The organism is Deferrisoma sp. (genome assembly GCF_054681715.1).
In genome coordinates this window covers 20,646-38,370 of sequence record NZ_BAAHFQ010000002.1, presented here as the reverse complement: position 1 = coordinate 38,370, position 17,725 = coordinate 20,646, and the positions used below count along the sequence as shown (strand labels likewise).

12 protein-coding genes are annotated in these 17,725 nt (G+C 68.3%); 2 read left to right on the top strand and 10 right to left on the bottom strand.

Annotation, left to right across the window (positions count from 1 at the left end):
* Position 1: 1 nt before the first annotated feature.
* Complete coding sequence (locus tag ACY0I8_RS00765; RefSeq protein ID WP_461393165.1) at positions 2–3,400, bottom strand: SLBB domain-containing protein; 3,399 nt, start codon at positions 3,398–3,400, stop codon at positions 2–4.
* Between the two features lie 404 nt (positions 3,401–3,804).
* Positions 3,805–5,373, bottom strand: coding sequence for a capsule assembly Wzi family protein (locus ACY0I8_RS00760; protein ID WP_461393164.1), 1,569 nt, complete (start codon positions 5,371–5,373; stop codon positions 3,805–3,807).
* Positions 5,374–5,566: 193 nt separating this feature from the next.
* Here ACY0I8_RS00760 and tyrA point away from each other — a divergent pair, with 193 nt between their 5' ends.
* Both tyrA and ACY0I8_RS00750 read left to right on the top strand, forming a co-directional pair.
* Positions 5,567–6,712: a bifunctional chorismate mutase/prephenate dehydrogenase gene (gene tyrA / locus ACY0I8_RS00755; RefSeq protein WP_461393163.1), complete on the top strand. Its 1,146-nt coding sequence runs from the start codon at positions 5,567–5,569 to the stop codon at positions 6,710–6,712.
* Between the two features lie 93 nt (positions 6,713–6,805).
* Positions 6,806–7,447 (top strand): lactate utilization protein, encoded by a 642-nt coding sequence (locus ACY0I8_RS00750; RefSeq protein WP_461393162.1) that lies wholly within the window; start codon positions 6,806–6,808, stop codon positions 7,445–7,447.
* 787 nt (positions 7,448–8,234) lie between these two features.
* Here ACY0I8_RS00750 and ACY0I8_RS00745 read toward each other — a convergent pair.
* The 8 genes from ACY0I8_RS00745 to ACY0I8_RS00710 form a co-directional block, all read right to left on the bottom strand.
* On the bottom strand, positions 8,235–9,449 hold the full coding sequence (locus tag ACY0I8_RS00745) for a baeRF10 domain-containing protein (protein ID WP_461393161.1): 1,215 nt from the start codon (positions 9,447–9,449) through the stop codon (positions 8,235–8,237).
* 209 nt (positions 9,450–9,658) lie between these two features.
* Positions 9,659–10,306, bottom strand: coding sequence for an RNA polymerase sigma factor (locus tag ACY0I8_RS00740; protein WP_461393160.1), 648 nt, complete (start codon positions 10,304–10,306; stop codon positions 9,659–9,661).
* A 180-nt stretch (positions 10,307–10,486) separates the two neighbouring features.
* Positions 10,487–11,176, bottom strand: coding sequence for an ATPase domain-containing protein (locus ACY0I8_RS00735; RefSeq protein WP_461393159.1), 690 nt, complete (start codon positions 11,174–11,176; stop codon positions 10,487–10,489).
* A 50-nt stretch (positions 11,177–11,226) separates the two neighbouring features.
* The gene (fusA, locus tag ACY0I8_RS00730; RefSeq protein WP_461393158.1) at positions 11,227–13,317 is read right to left on the bottom strand and encodes an elongation factor G; all 2,091 of its coding nucleotides are present in this window, start codon (positions 13,315–13,317) and stop codon (positions 11,227–11,229) included.
* 288 nt (positions 13,318–13,605) lie between these two features.
* A complete protein-coding gene (locus tag ACY0I8_RS00725; protein ID WP_459942314.1) occupies positions 13,606–14,736 on the bottom strand; it encodes a 3-hydroxyacyl-CoA dehydrogenase family protein in 1,131 nt (376 codons plus the stop codon).
* Positions 14,737–14,865: 129 nt separating this feature from the next.
* Complete coding sequence (locus ACY0I8_RS00720; protein ID WP_459942313.1) at positions 14,866–15,663, bottom strand: ABC transporter ATP-binding protein; 798 nt, start codon at positions 15,661–15,663, stop codon at positions 14,866–14,868.
* Positions 15,660–16,559: an ABC transporter permease gene (locus ACY0I8_RS00715; RefSeq protein WP_459942312.1), complete on the bottom strand. Its 900-nt coding sequence runs from the start codon at positions 16,557–16,559 to the stop codon at positions 15,660–15,662. Before ACY0I8_RS00715 ends, ACY0I8_RS00720 begins: the two co-directional genes overlap by 4 nt.
* 131 nt (positions 16,560–16,690) lie before the next feature.
* Positions 16,691–17,644, bottom strand: a complete 954-nt coding sequence (locus ACY0I8_RS00710) for an ABC transporter substrate-binding protein (RefSeq protein ID WP_459942311.1) — start codon at positions 17,642–17,644, stop codon at positions 16,691–16,693.
* Between the last annotated feature and the right edge of the window lie 81 nt (positions 17,645–17,725).

Here is a 17,725-nt window from a genome sequence, read left to right as displayed (position 1 = left end):
CCTAGAACAGGGCCACGGCCACCCCGGCCGTCACCGCGATCTGGTAGAGAATCTGGGTCATGTCCTTGAGCTCCTTCATGAAACTCACCCGTACGACCTTCTCCGGCACGAGCACGGTGTCGCCGGGATAGAGCTCGAGCGCCTCGATGTCGCGGCTCCACCAACTGCCGCCGGCGAGGCTGCGGGAGCTCACAACCGTGCCGTCGGCCCGCACCACGTAGATCTCCTTCTCCTCGGCGTCCGGGGTGGGCCCCCCGGTTTTCTCCAGGTAGTGCTCCACCGTGCGGTTGGCCGGCTCCCACAGGAGGCTCGTGGGGTTGTAGACCGCGCCCACCACATTCACGGTCTGGGGCCGTTTGGGGATCGTGAGCGTGTCGCCGTCCTCCAGGGCGATGTCCCATTCGGACCCCTCCAGTTCCTCCAGGGGCAGAAACCGCACCACCACCCGGCCCGTGGCCCGGGCCGCCTCGAGTTTCCGGAGAAGCTGCTCCTGGGCCGCCAGGTACTGTTTTTGGGCGGCCACGTCCTCGGGGGTGAGCGCGGCCTGCACCTCGGCCGACGAGGCCCGGAGGATCGCCTGCTGGAGCCGGTCCCGGAGTTCGTCGAGCCGGCGCTGCTGCTGCTCTCTGGCGCTTTCCCGGGTGAACACGGCGCCACGCAGGTAGGCCTCGGGGGTGTAGCCCCCGGCCCGGCGCAGGACGCTCGAGAGGTGCTCGCCCTTCGAGACGTAGTAGGTGCCCGGGAACCGGACCTCGCCCGCGACCTCGACCTTCCAGGTTTCGCGCCACTCCGGGATGCGCTTCACGAACACCTTGTCGTAGGGCCGAAGCGGCAGGTTGTGCTCGGGGTCGCCGGCCATGGCCTGCTCCAGGGAGAACCGGATCGTGCGGGTGACGGCCTCGTCGGAGCCCTCGGGTACCTCGGTGCGCACGATCTCGGCCTCGTCCGGATAGGCCTCGTCCTTTAGCCCCCCCGCCGCGAGGATCAGATCCCTCACCCGGAGGTTCTCGGCGTAGGGATACTCCCCGGGGCGGGTGACCATGCCCCCCACCACCACCGGCCGAAGCGGTTGGAAGTCGTAGGCGGAATGGATCACCACGTGGTCCAGATCCTGAAGTTCCAGGTTGTGGGCCGGGTCCCCCTGGAGCGCCCGGCCCAGGTCGAAGGTGCGGGCCGTGATCTCCTTGGTGGCGGGGTCGGTGCGGTACAGGTGGGCGACGGGTAGGTACGCGCTTTTGGTGAGCCCGCCGGCCTTGAACACGAGATCCCGGACGGTCATCCCCCGGGTGAGGCGCACCGGGACCGAACCGAGTTCTCCCTCTTCCGTCTTTCGGGCAATCGCCTCTGGTGGCTTTCTCCCCCGGTTCCTAGGGGTCGGCAGTCCTCCAAATCCTGTCTGGCTGGGGTTGCCATCACGATCTTGTTCGCTCTCAACCCACTCACGGAAGCGATCCCACGCGGTCTTCCCCGTCAGATTTTCCGGATTTTTTGCCTTTTGAATCTCGCCCTCTACGAACACCACGGGTTCCGGACCCAGGTCCCACACCGCATGGACCACGAGCTCGTCCTCGTCCTGGAGTTCCAGGTTGTGGTCCGGGTTGCCGGCGAGGGCGGCTCCCAGGTCCACGTAGAGGGTCTGGCGCTCCCGCCCCGGGAGGTACCGGAGGAGTTCGGCCCGAGAGAGCAGCGCGTCGGGGGCGAGCCCGCCGGCCAGCCGGACCAGATCGGCAACCCGGGCCCCCGGCTCGATCCGGTACAGGCCGGGCTTTCGAACCTGCCCCGAAGCCGTGGCCCGGTGGGGGGGCCGGAACGCGTCCTGGCTGAACAGAAACACCTCATCGCCGGGCCGGAGCAGGGGGTCCTCCTCGGTCCCGGCGGCCTCCAGGGCCCGGCCCGGCCGGAAGGTGACCACCTCCTTCACGCGGTCTGGTCCGGTGTCCCGGAGGATCACCCCGTACTCCAGGTCCACCCGGGGTTTAAGCCGATCGGCGGAACCGAGGAGTCCGGAGATCCGAAGACCCTCTTTCCAGGCATAGGTGCCCGGCCGATACACGTGGCCGTAAAGGGCGACCTTGTTCTCGGGCTCGGGGGGCACCGGAAACGCCCTGACGCGGTCGCCGTCCTTGAGCGGAAAATCCGGGGCCCCGGGGCCCCAGGTAACGTCCCGGACCACCCGGCGTTCATGGCCTTCGGTCCGCTCCACCTGGATCCGGCCGCCAAAGGCATCGGCACGCAGTCCCCCCGCGAAGTCCAGGGCGGCTCGGAGGCCCTCACCGGGGAGGAGTTCGTAGATGGCCGGCCGCTTCACGACGCCGGTGACCTCCACCAGAACGGTGGCCCGCGGCACCACCACCACGTCGCCGGTTTCCAGGGGGCGGTCGCCCGGGGCGTATCCGTCCCGGAGGAAGGCGTACAGGTCCAGGGTGGCGATCACCTTGCCCCCACGCCGCAGCCGCACCGACCGCAACGACCCCAGGTCCGTGGGGCCTCCCGCGGCCATGACCGCGTGCACCGTTTGGGACAGGGGCGAGAGGGTGACCGCGCCGGGAGCCTCCACCTCCCCCACCACGAACACCTGAATGGACCGGGTCGCCGCCAAGGTCACGGCGGCGTTCACCCCGGTGATGGATTCGGCCCGGGTGCGCAGCGCATCGCGCGCTTCCCGGTAGGTGAGGCCGGCCACGGATACGGGGCCCACCTTAGGGAACTGGACCCGCCCCTCGGGGTCCACCACGAGATCGTACTCGGCCTCGAGTCGGCCCCAGAGGGTGACGTGGAACCGGTCCCCCGGCCCGACCCGGTAGTCGTCGGGGGGCGGCAGGAGGGCCGGGGGGGCAAAGGCGTCGGGCCCGGCGGCGAAGAGCTGTTTCCCGTAAAGCTCGAGCTTGGCCTGCGCCGGTTGGAGGGATTCGGCCTCCTTGCGGAGCCGTTCGTACACGTCCAGCACGGGGGCGGGGCCCTCCTCCTCGAGTTCCGCCTCCACCGTCGCGTGGTCTTCGTCGGTCAGGGCCAGTTGGGTCCGCCGTTGCTCCAGGATTGTCCGCTCGGTGGCGGTAATGACCCCGTCGGACCTGAACGTCTCCAGCACCGAGCGGTACACGTCGAGCCGGTGGAGCCGTTCCATGGCGTACTCCAGGAGCTTCTCCGCCTCCTCCTGGGAGTCCCCGAGGTCCATCCATTTTCGCAGAAGCCAAGCACGGGCCTCTTCGTCGAGGTCGCCTGCTTCGCGAAGCGCTCTGACGTCGGCCAGGGCGGCGCGGATTCGCTCGGCTCTCTCCTCTGCCACCTCCTCCAGGATTTTCTCGGCTTCTGCTCGGGTCAGACCGAGCGCCAGTGCCTGGGTCAGCAGTTCTTTGCGCTTTTCGGCGTCCGGCATCTCCGTCAGGAGGACTTCCTTCACGATGGCTCGGAACTCCTCTTCCGGACTCTCCTTCTGGACCGCTGCCTTTCGCTTCGGCTCCTCCCTGGGGGCGGGCGCGGAAACTGCGCCCGATCCCCCCTGCATCTGCTGGAGCAGGCGGTTCACATCGACCCCTGGGGGAAGTCCCGGAATCTTCGGGGCCCCGGACGTGGGTGCCGGCAGCGACGGGCCCGCCGCTCGGGCCAGGCCCAGCGGAGCGGCGGCGAGTGCCAGGGCGAAGAGGACGCGGACGAATCGGTTCATGGAGAAAACCCTCTTTCGTGATTTCAGGCTACAGGGCCAGCGGGGTGGGGTACCCCCTGCGACAGATGCTCGGCTCGGTGGAGGCGGTCACCGGGCCAGCATCCGCTCCCCCGGATCCCCCGAAGGAGAGGAAAAGCCCTTCAAAACCACCGGGCCGTCGCGGAGAGCCCCAGGTAGAGTTCGGTGCGGTCGCTTCGATCCGGGGTGTCGAGGGCGTTCGCAACCCGGGCCCACATTGCTTCGGCCCGGACCTCCAGGGGAGCATCCCACAGGCGGACCCTCCGGGCCTCAAGTCCGAAGCCCCACTCGGCCCGGCGCTCCTCCGTTCCGGTGCTCCGGGCCCGTTCCTCGAGATCGAGGCTCACCCGGGCCCGCCAAGCGGGTCCGAAGTGGCGCGAGAGTTCGAAGAACCAATTTTGGGCGTCGCCCCCCATGTGATGACCCAGGGGGTGTCCCCGATAGGTATACCCTTGGGGGTACATGCGGTTCCGGTACCACGGGACGTCGGTTTCGGCCCACTCGAACCGAAACTCCGTGACCGCGGTGGTGAGGTAGAGACCGCCCAGTTTGGCGACCCGGTTCAGCTTGAACGGCTCCCAACTCCCGGTATTTTCCCCTTGCCATTTGGAGATGATGTCGGTGGAGCCGTACTCGAAATAGGCTTTCCCACCCTTCAGCGGCCCCCAACCGTTTAGGAACGGCAGCCGCACCGTGAGGTCGAACGACACGTACTGGTCGTTGTCGTAGCGGTGGCTCTCCCCGGGGTCGACGTTTTCGTTGGTCGCGGTGAAGAGTTCCCACCAGTCCTTCGGGGTGTCGTAGACCTCTCGACCCTTGCCCCCGTACAGGATGGCCCGGTTCGCTCCCAGGTCGAGCCAGGACGTGGGGTGGTACGAGGCCCGCATCCCGAGGAGGCGGGGATCGTGGACGGGGTTTATCCCGCTCCCGTAGCGCGAATCGGCCGGATCGGGATCGCCGTCCGAGAGGTAGGCGTTGAACACCAGAAACCGAAAGCCCCCGAGCCACGCGAGGCTACCGGGCAGGAACAGGGGTGCCTCGGTGCGGACCCGCCAGTAGTCGTAGGTGGGGGCGTTGGCGTCGAGCAGGAGGCTCCCGTGGTAGCCCGGGCCCAGGCGTTCGGCGTCCCGGCCCACCTTGAGCGACCACTTGCCCCACACACCCTTGACGTAGAGCCGCTTCACCCGAAACGAGAAATCCCCGGGTTCCCGGGCGAACTGGAGTTCGTAGGCGCCGGCCACCCGGTCGCCCCAGAACGCCGCCCCCGAGGCGTTCAGGAAGGTGGTCCAGCCGTCTTCGAGGGTGTCCCCGGCCGTTCCGTAGAGGGGTCGGTCGCGGGTGTCCTCATTGGCCCAGTACGAGCGCAGCGTGAGGTCGGGGGCCAAGGTCTCCCAGTGGAGTCCGCCGTCGGCTCTCGCTTGGGCCCAGCGCTCCAGGCGCTCCCCCAGGGGATCGACGAGGCCCCGGGGCTTGAGGGCCCGATAGGCCTCCAGATACAGGGCGTCGTCCAAGGGGCCCGCGGCCGGGTCGGCCGGCCGGGCCACCCCGGACGAGGCGGCGAGGTCGGAGACGGCCCGGGCGTTCGGCTCCCAAAGGGGGATGTCCACGAGCGCCAGGGCCGGGCCGGCGAGCGACGTCGCGATGGCGCAGGCCGCGAACGACCGGACGAGCGGGCGGTGGGCGAGGTCCATCTCCTCTCCTCCTCAACGGGACGGAATCCGGCCTTATAGCACAAGGCTCCCCCGGAGCGGAACCCGGTTGGAGCCCTCGGGAGCCCCGTGGTATACACGGACGCCGGGCGGCGCGTCGTCGTCCCCAGCGCCGAGATTCGGGAAGGGCCGCCCCGCTGCGAAACCGCGACGTTGGACGGAGGGTGAACCCAGGGTGAGCGCGAAAAGGACGTCGGAATCAAACGACACCCTCGAGGGGCTGCGGGCCGAGATCGACCGGATCGACCGGGACCTCGTGTCGCTCCTGGCCGAGCGGCGCCGGGTGGTGGCCCGGGTGGCCGAGCACAAGCGCCGCATGGGACTTCCTGTGTACCACCCGGCCCGGGAGGAGGATCTGATCTCCCGGAGGCGGGAGCAGGCCGCCGAGGCGGGTCTGGATCCGGATCTCGTCGAAGACGTGTTCCGGGCGATCGTGCGGGCCTCGCGGGAGGCGCAAGCCCGGGGGCTTCGGGCGCCCGGGGTGCGGCCCGGGGCCAAGGTGCTCGTGGTGGGCGGCCGGGGCGCGATGGGGGCGCGCCTGGTCGAGTGGTTCTCTGCCGCGGGGTACCGCACCGAGGTGTTGGAGCGGGAGGACTGGGGGCGAGCGAAGGAGTTGGCCGCAGGGGCCGACCTCGCCCTTCTGGCCGTCCCGATCCGGGCCACGGCCGAGGCGGCCCGGCGGTTGGCGCCCCACCTCCCGGGAGAATGCGTGCTCGCGGATCTTGCGAGCCTCAAGCGCGAACCCGTGCAGGCCATGCTCGAAGCCCATGCCGGTCCGGTGTTGGGGCTCCACCCGATGTTCGGGCCCACGACCCGGAGCCTCGACAAGCAGGTGGTCGTGGCCACGCCGGCCCGGGAGCCGGAGCGTTCCTCCTGGGTGCTGGAGCAACTGGCCGCGTGGGGGGCCGTGGTCGTGCGCTCCACCCCGGAGGAGCACGACGAGATCATGGGGGTGGTGCAGGCGCTACGCCATTTCGCCACGTTCGTGTTCGGGCAGTTCCTGTGCCGCACGGGGGTGGACCTGGCGCGGACGCTGGAGGTTTCGAGCCCCATCTACCGGCTGGAACTCGGCATGGTGGGGCGGCTGTTCGCCCAGGATCCGGAACTCTACGCCGACATCATGCTCTCCACCCCGGAACGCAGGGCCCTTTTGCGTCGGTTCCTCGAGGCGGCGGCCGAAAACGCCGCGTTCCTGGAGGAGGGCGGTCGGGAAGGCCTGATCGGGGAGTTCCGGCGGGTGGCCGAGTGGTTCGGGCCGTTCGCCGGGCAGGCGATCCGGGAGAGTTCGTACCTGATCGAGAAGCTTGTGGAGCGTTTTTGATCGACGCGGTTGTCGGTCTCCGGTCATCGGTCGGGCCGCGTCCCGACCCGTCGGGCGGCCGCGAACCGTAGGGCGAAGTCCGAGGAGGTCGAGATGAACGAATACGCGCGGTGGCAGGCCGAGCGGAGGGTGGAACTCGCCGCAAAGGCCCTCGAGGAGAACGGGTTTTCCGTGTGGGTGTGCCGGAGCCGGGAGGAGGCGGTGGAACGCCTCGTGGCGGAAGCCCGGGAGGCCCGGACCGTGGGGTTCGGCGGCTCCGTCACCCTGGTGGAACTCGGGCTTCCGGAACGAATGGCGGCCCTGGGGAAGGAGTGCCTGGTCCACGGGGCGCCGGGTCTCACCCCGGAGGAACGGGTCGAGATCATGCGCCGCCAGTTGACCTGCGACCTGTTCCTGAGCGGGGCGAACGCGATCACCCTCGACGGGTGCATCGTGAACGTGGACGCCACGGGGAACCGGGTGGGGGCGGTGGCGTTTGGGCCGAAGAAGGTTCGCGTCATGGCGGGGGCGAACAAGATCGTGGACTCGGTGGAAGCGGCGAGGGCCCGGATCCGGGAGTGGGCGGCCCCACCCAACGCCCATCGGCTGTCGTTCAAGACTCCGTGCGCCACCACCGGCCGTTGCGTCGACTGCCGGAGCCCCGACCGGATCTGCCGGATCGTCCAGATCCTGGAGCGCCGGCCCAGGCTCACGGATCTGGGGGTGCTCCTGGTGCCCGAACCGTTGGGGCTCTGACCCCTCCTGGAAACATGGAAACCCCGTAGGCCACGAGGCGGCCTGTTCGCCGAGTACCGCCCCGGGCAGGCGCCGGGCGCCCCTTCGATCGCCCACCTGCCGAGGCGAGGCAGGTTCGGGCAAGCGGTGACGCAGAAATCCCGAAGGGGTTCCGCTGCCGAGCCGCCGAGCAGCCCCGCCGCCCAGCCGAAGTTCCACGGAAGCTCCCCGGGGCCCCTTTAGGGCCCCGCTACGCAGGACAGTAACGCGCGAGGCGGGGCCCCGGTGTGGGAGCGGCGCCGGTGCCAGGAGTCAGTGGACACACGACGGAGGACAGGGGGTTCTCTGACCTCTGATTCCTGAATTCCGGCCCCTGATACGGCAGCCGCTCCCACAGGTTGGGACAGCCGCTGACGCCGGAATCCCAAAGGATTTAGGCGTCCTAGCATCCCAGCCTCCCAACGTCCTAGCAGGAAGCTACTTGGAAGCTCCGTAGGCCGCGGAGCGCGGCCTGCTTGCGACCGATTGACGCGCGCAAGCGCCGGGGCGCGCGCTGGCGGGCGGGGCAAGGGGCCCCCCTCCGGCCGGGCGCGAGTGCCGGCACCCGAACCGCCGCGCAGCCCGGACCCCGGGCGGTGGCTCCATGGCCCACTCGCCTAGACGCGGCGGGTTCGTGGTGCGAGCGACGGAGGCACTGCGCGGCTTTTTGCGGGGGCCGCACCCGGCTCTCCGGGAGGCCCCTTGCCCCCCCAACGCGGGCGACGGGTCCGTGTCAGTTGGAAGGGGGGCCGCTGCGGCCCCCCGACGTTCAGTACCGCGGCAGGGCGCCCGCGCCGCCTAGGGATGCGAGGCGGCCCTTTGCCGGTTCGCTTTGCACGATCTCGATCGAGGCCGCCTGAACCAAGGCCTCTTCCATCGCGAGATCCCAAACGTCCTCCACCCGTTCCACGGCCGCGCCGCAGGTCGGGCAGGGGCCTTCCCCGGCGCGCAGGCGGCCGCAGGCGGCGCACCGACCGCCGGGTTCGGTAAACCCGCAGGCCACGGCCAGGGTGCGCACATTGCGGTTGTGGAGCGCCTGGAGCACCGGATCGGCGCCGAGCACGCCTTCCTCCTCGATCCGGGAAAGGGTCCTCGCCTCTTCCCGTGCCTCGATCGCTCGGGAGGCCTCCAGGGCCCGTTTGGCGAGTTCCTCCGGTGAGGCTTCCAGAAGCAGCGGGAACGGTTCGGGCTCGACGCGGCCGCGAACCTGGGGATCGAGGTGCTCCAAGAGGGCGCCCCGGAAGGCCGGGGATGCCCCCAGGAGAATGTGTTCCACCCCCAGCTGCCGTGCAAGGGCCTCCACCACGTGGGCGAGCGCCTTCGCCTCGGAATGGCGCAACTCGGTTTTCAACCGGTCCCGCTCGTCCCGCGTGAGGTATCGGCGCGGATCCCACCGGTCGGAGCACACCTCCCGGATCTTGAGGCCCTCGATCGTGAGGAGTTCTTGGCAGAGTCCGGCTTGGGTGAGGGCGACCCGGCTCCGGGCTTCAGAGGCGAGTACCACGAGGGCCTGCTCGTGTTCATCGATCGCCCGTACGAGGGGTCGCACATAGGGCCGCGGGCCCACGTGGACCCGGTCGTCCACCTGGATCGGCAGGGTGAACATGCGCCAGAGTCCCTCCGCGCCGCACGTGAACAGGGCCAGGCCGCGGGCCTGGGTGGGCGGCGGGTCTGCGAGCAGCACCGTCTCCAAACGGGACACCTCGTTTTCCACCGCGGGACCTCCCGCTTCCCGTGTTTTCCGCAAAAGGTCCTTTACGGCGGCCTCCCACCCCCCCCGTGCCCGGCGTTCCGGCCCGAGGTCCAGGTAAAGGCTTACGACCGGCGCTTTGCCCTCTTTCCATGCGGCCAGTTCCCGCGCCTGGCCGGGTGTGGGGAGCACGTGTACGGGAGAGTTCACCGCGGTCTCGAACAGTTCCTTCACCTCCTCGGTGTCTTGCGGCGACAGGATCTGTTCCATGGAAACGTTAACCGGCGTGGTCATCGTGCGTTCCTCCTTTCGTCGGTTCGCCCGCCCTACCGGGAGGCGGCCGGGCGGGCCTCGAAACCATCCCAGCCGACAAGGGGGGCTCATCCGGCGGCGTTCACGGACCCCCGTGGATTCCCGAGGGGGCAGTGAAGGCGAGGAAGGCGGCCGGAACCAGGCCCCTTGCCGGGCTTCGGGCTGGGTGTCTGTTCGAAGGCAACGTGGTATTACCCCGTGGCATCGGCGGCCGGCGAGGGGGCTTGGGCGAGCAGCCGGTGGGCCTCCTCCGTGCCCACCCCGAGCACCTGCCCGACCTCCCGCGGGGACAGGCCGTGTTCGTCTCGCAGTACCGCCGCCTGACGGACATCGGCCCTCCCGCCGGCAAACACCTCCTTCTCTTCGGCGAGAAGTTCCGGGGTGGGCTCGTCCGAAGGCAGAGCGTCCTCCCACCGGGGCAGGTCGTCGGGCTGATACCAGTCGTAGAATTCGTCGTCCACGAGGGTCGGGTTTTCCACCGGAACCGGGTTTTCGAGGGTCACGCTCCAGAGCCGCTGGAGCCGCCGCTCCCGGAGGACGGTGTCGCGGACCACCCGGTACAGCCGCCCCAGAAGCCAGACCCGCAGCGACTGATCCGAGGGCTTCCGCCGCCGGAGCCGCCATGCCCTCGCCAGCGCGTCGGCCACCACCTCGGGCGCCGTGGGTTCCCCGGGAAGCAGGTCCCCCATGGACCGGTGATACGCGAGATCCCGCCTGGCGCGGTAGAGAAGTTCGGGCAGATGGGGCTCGACGGCCTGCCAAAATGCCTCTCGGTCACCGGCCAGGGCCCGGTCCCAGAGCTCGGTTTCGGAAGCGTGGGATCGGATCGTGCCACCCATGGCGTCACCTCCTTTGGCCGGTCTTGGGCCCCAATGGCCGCTCCAAACCTAATCATCGGCCGGCGGGAGGCAACGAGGGGGTAAGGACAAAAGCGGGCCCCGGGGAGGCAGAGGACTCCACCGGGGCCCGCTCTTCGGGGGGAAGGGCTGAGAAGTGAAGAGGTGGCGGTCGACTCGTTCTCAGACCGCCGCCTTCAGGAGAAACGTACGGGGATCGAGCACCAGGGAGCGAGCGTCGGCCTGGGTTCCCGCGGCCCGGGCCACGCGAAGCTCCACCCCCTCGGAACCGGGTTCCAGGGTCAACCCGAGGTGGGCGTGGGACAGGGCCTTTTCCAACCCCTCACCCGGGTCGTCCTGGTCCCGATGGGTGCGGACCGCCACCCATACCTTGAGGCCCCGGCTGCGCGCGAACTCGCCGAGGTCCTGGAGGATCCCCTCCAGGTCTTCGCCGGCGTCGAATCCGTCCACCACCACGGCCCGGGGCGAGAAAATCGACTGCTCCACGAGGTCGACGAGCCGCTCCTCCAGTTTCTGGACCGAGAAGCTCTGCACCCGGAAGGTCATGATAAAGCGGTTGCGCTCGACCTCGGCCCAGACCTCGCGGCTGCGCTCGAGTTCGTAGCCCTCCGCAAGGTCCCGGAACAGCTCCTCGTACCAGGCCTTCACGTGGTTCACGGTGTCCCCGATGCTCACGTGGAGCACCGGGTTCCCCCGCAGCAGGTTGTCGAGCGCCACCTGGATCAGGAAGGCCGTCTTTCCGGTGCCCGCCCGTGCGGCCACGAGGCCGACCTGACCCGGGGCGAGGCCCCCCTCGCGGGTTTGGTCGAGGATTCGGAGGGGATTGCGGGCCACCAGTTCGTTCTTCAGCATCTGCGCGCTCCTGTCGCTCAGGCGGATCAGCACGGCCACGGGACCACCCCCTACGCCGCGGACTCCTTTTTGAGCTCCTCCTGGTACTTCTTCTTGAGTTCCTCGGCCACGCTCTGGGGCACGGGCCGGTACTTGGCGAACTCCATCGTGAACTCGGCCTTGCCCTGGGTGGCTGAACGCAACACCGTGGAGTACCCGAACATCTCGGCCAGCGGTACCTCGGCCTCCACCACGGTGTACAGCCCGTCCTCCGAGGTGCCGACGATCATGCCGCGCCGCTGGTTCAAGGTAGCCAGCACCTGGCCCTGGAACTCGGAGGGGGTCTCCACCACCACCTTCATCACGGGTTCCAGGATGATGGGCTTTGCCTTGGGGTAGGCCTGCCGGAAGGCGCCGATGGCCGCCTGCTGGAAGGCCATGTCCGAGGAGTCCACCGAGTGGGCCGCTCCGTCGTTGATCACGACCCGCACCCCGGTGATCGGGGCCCCGATCAGACTGCCCTTCTTGAGGCAGGCCTGGAAGCCCTTGTCACACGACGGGATGTACTCCCGGGGGATCACGCCGCCCACGATCTGGTCCACGAACTCGTACTCGCCCTCCTCCAGGGGTTCGATGTACCCGGCCACGCGGCCGTACTGGCCCGAACCGCCGGTCTGCTTCTTGTGGAGGTAGTCGAACTCGGCCCGCTGGGAGATGGCCTCCCGGTACGCCACCTGGGGCTGCCCGGTTTCCACCTCGGCCTTGTACTCCCGGCGCATCCGCTCGATGTACACGTCGAGGTGGAGCTCCCCCATGCCCTGGATGATCGTCTCCCCGCTCTCCGGGTCCACGAAGGTCCGGAAGGTGGGGTCCTCCTTGGAGAACCGGTTCAGGGCCTTCGACATGTTGACCTGGCTCTTGGAGTCCTTGGGGTACACGGCCAGGCTGATCACCGGTTCGGGCACGTACATGGAGGTCATCGTAAGCCGCATGCCCTCGGCGCAGAAGGTGTCGCCCGAGGCGCAGTCGATCCCGAACATGGCCACGATGTCCCCGGAGTTCGAGGCCTCGATCTCCTCCATCTGGTTCGCGTGCATCCGGCACAGCCGGCCCACCTTGAACTTCTTGCCGGTCCGGGCGTTGACCAGGGTGTCGCCCTTGCGGATCACGCCCTGGTATACCCGCACGTAGGTGAGCTGGCCGTACCTTCCGTCCTCGAGCTTGAATGCGAGTCCCACCGTCGGCTTTTCGGGGTCGGACTCCAGGGGCATCTCGGCCTCGTCGCGTTCCATGTCGAGCGCCACGTTCTGGATGTCGTAGGGGCTCGGGAGATAGCGCACCACGGCGTCCAGAAGGGGCTGGACCCCCTTGTTCTTATAGGCCGACCCCATGAACACCGGGGTGAGTTCCCGGGCCAGAACGCCCTTGCGGATGGCGGCGTGGATCTGTTCCTCCGTGGCCCGGTCCTCGAGCACGGCCTCCATGAGTTCGTCGTCGAACATGCTGGCGGCGTCGAGGAGCTCCTCGCGCCGCGCCAGGGCTTCCTCCATGAGGCTTTCGGGGACGTCCTCGTAGCGGACGTGCTCGCCGTTGTCCCCGTCGAAGTACACGGCCTTCATCTTCACCAGGTCCACCACCCCCTGGTGGTCGGCCTCGAGCCCGATCGGGATCTGCATGAGCACGGCGTTGTGCTGGAGCTTGTCGCGCAGTTGGTCCAGCACCCGGTACGGGTTCGCGCCGGTGCGGTCGCACTTGTTGACAAAGGCGATCCGGGGCACCTTGTAGCGGTTCATCTGCCGGTCCACGGTGATGGACTGGCTCTGGACCCCGCCCACGGCGCAGAGCACCAGGATCGCGCCGTCCAGCACCCGCAGGGCCCGCTCCACCTCGATGGTGAAGTCCACGTGGCCCGGGGTGTCGATGATGTTGATGAAGTGGTCGGCCCACTCGCAGAAGGTGGCGGCCGACTGGATCGTGATGCCGCGCTCCTTCTCGAGTTCCATGAAGTCCATGGTGGCCCCGGCGCCGTCCTTGCCCTTCACCTCGTGGATCGCGTGGATCCGGTTGGTGTAGTAGAGGATACGCTCGGTCAGTGTGGTCTTGCCCGAGTCGATGTGGGCCGAGATGCCGATGTTGCGGATCTTGGAGATGTCCTTGATCATGTCCTCTGCTCCTATAGGGGTTCTAAAATTCTCCCTTTTCGCGTGCCACGGCGGCGCTTTTCGGTTCCCCCCGAAGAACGCCGCCGGGGCCGGGCCGAAAAGAGTCGGGCTTTATACGGGTCGGGATCTCGGGAGTCAAGAAAAAAATCGGTCGACGGTCGTTGGTCGTCGGTCTACGGGCCGGGGGCCGGTCGCCGGCCCGGGCCTGTTCGCCTGGGGGGCTTGGCACGAAAAAACGGGCTGCCGGGAGCCGGCAGCCCGTTTTTCGCCCTGCCCAGGGCGGATCGGTCAGCCGAGATCCCAGGGGGCCGGCACCCCGTCCTTGAACCGGGCCGGCACCCGGAAGTAGCCCGCCTCGTCCGCCAGGCGTACGAGGCGGGTCGCCTCCTCCATGCCCACCTCGTTCATCAGCGCAAACGGGCCCTTAGGCCAGGCCAGGGCCGTTTTCACCCCGAGTTCCAGATCCTTGAGGCTCACTACCTCCCGGTCCACGAGGTGGGTGGCGATGGAGAAGATCGCTCCGAGCAGGTGGTCGCGCACCTTGGCTCGGGCCGCAGGGTCCGTGTTCACCGGGCCGTCCTCCAGGTTCCAGGGTTGGCCCGACTCGAACTGGCGCTTGAGCGCCTCGGGTACCGGGGGGTACCCGATGTCTGTGTTGCCCAGGTACTCCACCATCGACACGGCAGCGTGGTAGGCGGTGCCGAGCCCCGAGCCGTTCTGGACCCACATGATGCCGTACTTGAGGCCGAGGGCCTCCTTCGAGATGTCCTCCAGGGTGGCCACGTTGTAGGTCTGGCCGTCGTAAAAGGAATCCAGCACGTTGTAGCTCGCGATGAAGATCGGGTTGATCGCAAACCCCGGGAAGTCCTTGACCGTGATCGGGATCTTCCCGTTCTTCCGGGCGAACTCCATCAAGGCCTCGTACGTCTCGTCCGAGGTGTGCTTCGACCGGATCACCTCCACGAGCTTGTTCACGTTGGCCGGGAAAAAGTAATGGAGCCCGGCCGTGCGCTCGGGCCGGTCCACCCGTTCCATGAGCTTCTCGATGAGGAAGGTGGAGGTGTTGCTCACGAGTATCGCGTCGGGCCGGCAGTGATTGGAGAGGTCCTCGAAGATCTGGATCTTGAGGTCCATCTTCTCCACGGCCGCCTCGATCACCAGGTCACAGTCCGCGAGACCCTCGTAGCTCGCGGTACCCCGGATCTTCGAGGTGATCGCGTCCATCTGCTCCTGGGTCATCTTGCCCCGCTCCACCCGCTTTTGGAGGGCGGCCTTGACGAACCGGTCGAACATCTTCTGCACCAGTTCGTCGTTGAGTTCCTTGTAGACCACCTCGTAACCCGACGCCGCCGCGTTGAGCCCGATGGCCGAACCCATCACCCCGAAACCGACCACACCGACCTTCTTGATCTCCGCCATGTCACTCCTCCTCTCGCTGGGACCAACCGCGGTTCTCCCGCTCCATGTGAACCAAGGCGCACAGGATACCAAACGGATGGTCGGGAAGGAAGAAAAACCTCGTCTGCTGCGTATGCGAACGAGGTTTGGTCAGGCCAGGAGCATCCGGTCGGAGAGTTCGTCGTCGTCGGTGCGGACCTCGTGGAACTTGTCGAGGAGGTCCTTCACGGTGAGGCCTTTGCGCTCGTCGCCGGAGACGTCCAGGATGATCCGGCCCCGGTGCATCATGATGGTGCGGTTGCCGTGGCGAAGCGCCTGCTCCATGTTGTGGGTGACCATGAGCGTGGTCAAGCGGTCGCGCTCAACGATCCGGTCGGTGAGGTCCATGACGAGGTGGGCCGTTTTGGGGTCGAGCGCGGCGGTGTGCTCGTCCAGCAGGAGGATCTTGGGCCGGCGCAGGGTGGCCATGAGCAGGGTGATCGACTGGCGCTGGCCCCCCGAGAGAAGCCCCACGGGATCGCGAAGCCGGTTCTCGAGCCCCAGGCCCAGGGTGGCGAGAAGCGCCCGGAACTCGTCACGATCGTCCTTTCGCACCCCGGGCCGAAGTCCCCGGGCGAGCCCCCGGCGGGCCGCGATGGCGAGGTTCTCCTCGATGGTCATGGAGGCGGCCGTGCCCTTGAGCGGATCCTGGAACACCCGGCCGATGTCCCGGGCGCGCTCGTGCTCGGGAAGCCGGGTCACGTCTCGGCCGTCGATCCGGATGGTGCCGGCGTCCACCGGAAACGCGCCGGCCACGGCGTTGAGAAGGGTGGACTTCCCCGCGCCGTTCGAGCCGATCACGGTGACGAAGTCGCCGTCGGCCACGTGGAGGTCCACCCCCGAGAGGGCCACGTTTTCGTTGACGCTCCCCCGGTGGAAGATCTTGATGAGCCCCTCGATCTGGATCACGCCACGGCCCTCCGGCGAAGGAGTTTTGAGCGAAGCCCGGGAACCCCGAGGGCCACGACAACGAGCACCGCGGTGATCAGATTGAGATCGCTGGGGGTGAGGGCGAGGTCACCGAACCGGATGGAGAGCGCGGTGGCGATCGCCAACCGATAGACCACCGAGCCCAGCACCACGCCCACCAGGGCCCGCCCCACCGACCCCTCGCCCACCAGGGCCTCCCCGAGGATCACCGACGCGAGCCCCGCTACGATGGTTCCGACCCCCATCCCCACGTCGGCCGATCCCTGGCTTTGGGCCACCAGGGCGCCCGAGAGGGCCACGAGCCCGTTAGAGAGGGCGAGCCCCAGCATGATGGTCACGGTGGTGTTCACCCCCTGGGCCGTGATCATGGCCGGGTTGTCACCGGTGGCCCGGAGGGCGAGCCCCAGTTCCGTGTGCAAAAACCACCACAGGAGCCCCACGCAGACCACCACGACCCCGAAGAAGATGAGGGGGTAGAGGACGTAGTTGGGCATCCCGAGCCCCTCGAAGGGGCCGAACACCGTGGGCTCCGTGAGAAGGGTGATGTTGGGCCGGCCCATGACCCGGAGGTTCACCGAGTAAAGGGCGATCATGGTGAGAATGGAGGCCAGGAGGTGGAGGATCTTCAGCTTGGTGGCCAGGAAGGCGGTGACCCAGCCGGCCACCATGCCGGCGGCGACCCCGATCAGGACGGACACATAGGGATCCCCGCCGGTGGTGATCCATGTGGCCGACACGGCCGCGCCCAGGGGCAGGGACCCGTCCACCGTGAGGTCCGGGAAGTCGAGCACCCGAAACGTGAGATACACGCCCAGGGCCATGAGCGCGTACACGAAGCCCTGCTCCAAGGCCCCCATGAAGGTATAGAAACTCACAACGATCTCCGAGCGGCGAGGCGGCGAGGCGGGTGGGCGGCTGGGCGCCAAGGGAGCGGCTGGAAGGCAGGGTCCACGGGGTTCCCCTCGCCTCCCAGCCTCCCCGCGTTCCAGCTTCCCCGCCTTCCAGCCTACTCGTACACCTTGGCGGCCTTGGCCACGAAGTCCGCGGGAAGGGTGGCGCCCATGGCGGCGGCCGCCTTCTTGTTCACGTGGAGTTCGAAGTTCTTGAGGGTCTCCACCGGCATCTCGGCCGGGTTGGCCCCCTTGAGGATCCGGTCGATCATGTCGCCGGTCTGGCGACCCAGTTCGTAGTAGTCGATGGCGATGGCCGCCACGGCGCCCCGCTTCACCGAGTCGGTGTCGCCGGTCACCAGCGGCATCTTGGCCTCCTGGCACACCCGGACCACGGCCTCGAGGGCCGAGACCACGGTGTTGTCCGTGGGCACGTACACGGCGTCGGCCCGGCCTACAAGGCTCTTGGCGGCGGCCATGACCCCGGCCGAGTTGGCCACCGTGGCCTCGACGATCTCGTAGCCGAGCTCGGCCCCGGCCTTCTTGGCCAGCTTTACCAGGGTCACGGAGTTGGGCTCGCCGGCGTTGTAGATCACCCCGATCCGATTGGCCTTGGGGGCCACGGTCCGGAACAGCTTGAGTTGCTCGGCCACGGGCGACAGGTCGGTGGTGCCCGTGACGTTGCGGCCGGGGCGCTCCAGGGATTCCACCAACTTGGCCCCGACGGGATCGGTGATGGCCGAGATCACGATGGGGATCTCCCGGGTGGCCTTGGCCGCGGCCACGGCCGTGGGGGTGGCGATGGCGAGAATGAGGTCCACGCCCTCCCCCACGAACTTCTTGGCGATCAGGTTGGCCGTGGCCGGGTTCCCCTGGGCGATCTGGATGTCGTAAACGACGTCCTTGCCTTCCTCGTACCCGAGTTCCTTGAGCCGGTCGATCGCGCCCTGACGGGTGGCGTCGAGGGCCGGGTGCTCCACGATCTGGGTGATGCCGATCCGGATCGGCTTGGCCCAGGCCGCAGGGGCGAGAAGGGTGCAGGCGAGGAGCGAGACGAGGATCCGACGCATGGGACACCTCCTTTGCGGGCCGAGAACGGCACAAGGTTTGGAGCCGGACCCCGCGCGGCGCCGGGGCACTGCGGGGGCCGG

What these genes read in the sequence shown, in the direction of transcription:
- ACY0I8_RS00760 (WP_461393164.1), bottom strand. Translation starts at nt 5,373, where the DNA reads ATGGACCTCGCCCACCGCCCGCTCGTCCGGTCGTTCGCGGCCTGCGCC.
- ACY0I8_RS00750 (WP_461393162.1), top strand. Translation starts at nt 6,806, where the DNA reads ATGAACGAATACGCGCGGTGGCAGGCCGAGCGGAGGGTGGAACTCGCC.
- ACY0I8_RS00745 (WP_461393161.1), bottom strand. Translation starts at nt 9,449, where the DNA reads ATGACCACGCCGGTTAACGTTTCCATGGAACAGATCCTGTCGCCGCAA.
- ACY0I8_RS00740 (WP_461393160.1), bottom strand. Translation starts at nt 10,306, where the DNA reads ATGGGTGGCACGATCCGATCCCACGCTTCCGAAACCGAGCTCTGGGAC.
- ACY0I8_RS00735 (WP_461393159.1), bottom strand. Translation starts at nt 11,176, where the DNA reads ATGCTGAAGAACGAACTGGTGGCCCGCAATCCCCTCCGAATCCTCGAC.
- fusA (WP_461393158.1), bottom strand. Translation starts at nt 13,317, where the DNA reads ATGATCAAGGACATCTCCAAGATCCGCAACATCGGCATCTCGGCCCAC.
- ACY0I8_RS00725 (WP_459942314.1), bottom strand. Translation starts at nt 14,736, where the DNA reads ATGGCGGAGATCAAGAAGGTCGGTGTGGTCGGTTTCGGGGTGATGGGT.
- ACY0I8_RS00710 (WP_459942311.1), bottom strand. Translation starts at nt 17,644, where the DNA reads ATGCGTCGGATCCTCGTCTCGCTCCTCGCCTGCACCCTTCTCGCCCCT.